The following is a 4472-nucleotide window of genomic DNA, read 5'->3' as shown; positions in this document are numbered from 1 at the left end:
TGTCGAAGGTCGCGATCTCCCCACCGCTTCCATCGGCGTTGGCCCGCACGCTGATGCGCACGTTCAGCCAGCGGTCGCCATCGATCAGGTCGTCGCCGCCACGCCCCTCGAGCAGGTCGCTGCCGGCGCCGCCGAGCATGATGTTGCCGGTCGCGAAGCCGGTGGTCGAGAGACCGGCCTGGCCGAGGAGTGCCGCTAGCCCGTCGATCAGCGCGACATTGGTCAGCGCGCCGCCCGTGGCGCCGCCATGATTGAGGATCGTGACCGCGTCGATATTGTCGCCGCGCAGGATGTCGGCAAAGCGCGAACCGGACAGGCCCTCGACCTCGGCGAAGCGGTCGAGGATCGAAGCCGGAGAGGCGCCGACGGGCTGCACTGCCCCCACATTCGTGTTTGGCGTCTCGCCATGCGGCTGGGCCAGCGCGGCCAAGGTCAGGTCGACCGTGACGCCCTGATTGTCGCTCTTATAGGTGACCCAGTCGAAGCCGGACATGCCGTCCATCTTGTCCTGGGCATCGCTGCCGACGAAGATGTCATCACCGCCCTCGCCGATKAACTCGTCGAAGCCGCCGCCACCGACGAAGATGTCGTTACCGATGATGTCGTCGGCCAGGAGGGGCGCGAAATTGTCGCCAGGGGCGCCGTCCTGCGTGCCCTTCTCGATCCAGTCATCGCCCTCGTTTCCGGTCGGCGGCAAGCTGGTCTTGGAGCTGTAGATGAAGTCGTCGCCGCGGCCACCGAAGGTGGTCGAGATATCCTCCATCGTGACGATGTAGTCCTTGCCKGCGCCGCCCAGGATCAGGTTCCCGACGCCACCGACCATCATGTTCCCGGCGTGGATGACGTCGTTGCCGTCGCCGCCCTCGAGCCGGTCATCGCCGCCCAGATCCTGGATAATGTCGTCGCCGGCGCCACCCAGAATGGTATCGTTGCCGTAGCCGCCTTCCAGCCGGTCATTGCCGCCATCGCCATAGAGCGTGTCGTCGCCATCGCCGGAGATGATGACGTCATTCCCCGCGGTGCCGCCGAGGACAACATGGTCCTCACCGGTGTACTGCAGGTAGTTGGTGTCCGCGCCGGGCGTCGCCGGATTGTTGCGGATGACGAGAGGAACAATTTCGACGCCATTGATCTCGATGCCGCCGGTCGGGTCGGAATTGCCCGCAATGCCATCGGCTCCGACGACGTTGTCGGCGCTTTCGTCGACCAGGGTATTGGGATCGTCGAGCTGAATGCCATCAGGCCCAGCCTCGTTCAGCCCTGTGTGCTGCTTGGTCGGATCGACTTCGAGCGTGAAGGTCGGGGTGGTGAAGATCGCGTTCGGCAGATGCGTCGCATCACTGTTCAGCATCACCAGCTTGGCGAAGGAGTTGTTCTCGAGTTCGGTACCGAAATTCATGCCGGCGGTGCGCGACAGATAGTAGAAGCGGTCGCCGTTCTGCAGGGATTCAAGCTGGGTTTCGAAGACGAAGTTGAAGGTCGAGCCGAGCATGCCGCCAAACGGCATCTTCTCTTCCGCAAGGCCGCCGATCCAGAAATCGACATCGTTGAGGCCGCCGAGCGTGCCGCCGGTAAAGGCGCCGGTGGCGTTCAGGAAATCGAGGCGATCTCCGGGCGCACCGACTCCGCCCAGCACGATCAACGTCGCCGCCGCGCGCTTGTCGGCCATCGTCGTCGCGCCGGTGATCGACCCATGCGTGCCATAGGCCGCGATGAAGTTGATCAGCGACTCCGCGTGCTTCAGATGCCCGGCAAAGTCGGTCMAGCTGGTATAGGGCTTGAGCTGGCTGTCGCCGGTCATCGCGAAGAATTCGGAGCGCGCATTGTTGAGCGACGGGATGCCGGTATCGCGACCGCGCGCAATGTTCAGCGCCGGYAGATCGAGCGGCAGGCCGAGCAGGTTGTTGCGCAGCGCCTCGGTAACGAACTCGTCGATCTCATTGCCGACCTGGCGGGTAACGCCGCGCACGATCGCGCCGGTCGCCTGCTCCGGCGTCACGCCGCTTGCGGCATAGGCGAGCGGATTGAGGAAGGCCGCGATCAGGCCGAGCTGCGAATCGCCGCCGACAGTGTTGAAATTCGGGTCGAAGCGATCGACCGTCTCGGTCAGCATCGAATGGCCGAAGCGATAGACCGTGTGCGCGAACTCCGCGAGGATCGCCGGGTTGATCGTGGTGTCGTAGCCGTTGGGCGCCAGGAATTCGTCGACCTGCGGCTGGACCGTGCGGGCAAACTCCTCGAACACCAGATGCTGATACTGCATCTCGGTGCCGAACTTGGCGGACTGGAACAGGCGTTCGCCGTTCCAGTCGAGCGCGTCGATCTGGGCCTGCGTCAGCGGGAAGGTCGTGGCCGGCGTATCGAGCCACTGGTTGAGGAAGGCGAGATCGCCGGTCGCCAGCGCCACGTCCTTGGTCTGCTGGACCAGGCGATTATGCTCGGAATGGAACACGGCGTGCACGGCGGTGAGACCGATATTCTCGTTCACGCGACCGTCGCCGGCGATGTAATGCGCGTCGAGGAGTTCGTTATCGTATTGGCCAGCCGCCAGCGGGCCGGTGCTGACGATGGTGTCGGTATCCGCGGTCTTGCCCGCCGGATCGGCATTATGCGCGATGTCGTTCAGGAAGGCATGGCCGGTGTGGGCTGCGCCCGCCAGGCTGATCGGCTCCGCCCGGTTGCCCTCGGTGAAGCTGCCGTCGGTCATCATGACCATCGGCATGCCGCCCGGCCCCTTGATGAAGTTGCCGTAGGCGTCCACGGCCAGGACCGGCACATTGCCGACATCGGCATCGGTGAGATTGATGCCGAGAATGTCGCGGGCCTGGGCCTTGACCACAGCCCAGGTCGCCATGCCGCCGATCTCGACATCGTCGGCGGTGCCGAACCTGCCGTCAGCGCCGAGATTGCGGTTGGTGATCAGTTCGCCGGTCGCCACCGGATCGCCGTTGGCGTCCAGCTCATAGGCACGCAGGAAGACCTGGTGCGAGGGATTCGAGGAGTAGGTCTGGCTCTGGTCGACGAAGGGCGAGGTCGTGTTCGTGGCAGCCTGGCCACCTGCAGCGCGGCTCAGAACCATGAAGTTCAAAGCGCCGGGAGCCGTGCTGAACAGCGGGTCATCGGGCTTCAGCGGAATGAAGACGACTTCGGTCTGGCTTGAACTCTTGGTGACGAGATCGAGACCGTGGTCGAAGAACTGGCCGAAGAAGGTCATCCAGGCGTTGAACGGCGCGGAAAGGCCGACATCCGGGGAGACATTCGGGATGAAGTTGACCGGCTTGTCGTCCGCCGTGCCGAAAATCCCGTCCAGCCCGGGGCTGATGACGGTGCTCGATCCCGGGTTCTGCGCAGCAGCCGCAACGGCCGCCGGATTGTTGTTGGTCTGGTCGACGATCAGGTTGCTGATCGTGCGCGGCTCGGAGTCCACGACCCCGCCTGGAACACCATAATTGGTGCCGGCCTCGGCCGCCTGGAAGGACGGGTCAGTCAGGCGCGCAAACGCCAGGTCCGCGGCCCCGAATTCCGGGTGGGCCAGGTTGTTGAATGTACCATCGACGGTCCGCAGACCGAAGGGCACCTGGACGCTGGGCAGGATGTCAGTAAGGCTCTCGCCCTGAGCATTCCGCTCCGCAATCCTGATCTGCTCGAGGATGAATTCAAGATCGGAGCGAATGTACTGTACCATGACGCCCTCCTGGGGTGTCCAGGACCCCGTGTTGGCCTTGCCTGGGACAATGCTCCGCCGCTCGCGCCAAAGAGGCACGACGCTGGTTGCATCGTTTGCCAGAACTTGATCGGACAGCGCTTCAGCCCGTCATGGGCCTATCGCAGTGACAGCATGATGCCTGTCGGCACTACTGGTCGTTAGAGGACTATGTCGGACGTTATTTCCCGACCAGCGTCTGGGGCGCGCGACGGAGTTTGGTCTGGTCGTTCTTCCAGACCTAATTCCCTACACTACCGACCAAGGTCCCTAGCTCCTGCTGCCTCGGCGATGCCGACCTGCCGGACCGGTTCCCCCGAAGCCATTCCGGGACGCGGCCTCTTGCCCTCGCCGCCCGCCTATAGAGGGGGTCCATGCCCCCTCATCCAACAGCTGCGAGGTGGTCAGCGGTGATTGCAGACCGKGATGAAGGGCTTACGGGGCGAGTCGCCAGCGATGGCTAACCCATAGCCTCGTTCGTGCGCGGGATGGGGGGTAGGCGCCGCCGCGCATGCCGCGCCCCCCGCACAAGGAATGGTCGGGATAGCAGGGGTTTTCGGGATTTGCGCTCCCGTGCCACGGCTCCAGGGCGAGCTTGGTGCTGATCGGTATGGAGCGAGCAGGGTGCGTGAACGGCCCAGGAGCTATGAGCCGTCGCGCCGGCCACGCCTGGCAAGGCCGCGAGCCCGGCTGTGCGGTCGCGAATCGGCCATTCCGGATCAGACCAATGCCGCCTGCCCCTCATGCACGACGCCGGGCAGAGCTGAGC

General features: G+C 64.5%; 1 protein-coding gene. It reads right to left on the bottom strand.

All coding sequences use genetic code 11. The features are described 5' to 3' along the window. Window positions 1-3685: peroxidase family protein (locus AC1DJT_RS34695; RefSeq protein ID WP_476835863.1), on the bottom strand; the 3685-nt coding region annotated here is incomplete at its 3' end. Window positions 3686-4472 lie beyond the last annotated feature (787 nt).

This window comes from Allobosea sp. 05T422_2 (genome assembly GCF_056396265.1).
The sequence above is the reverse complement of the archived record's forward strand: the minus strand, read 5'-3'. Positions and strand labels throughout refer to the sequence as shown.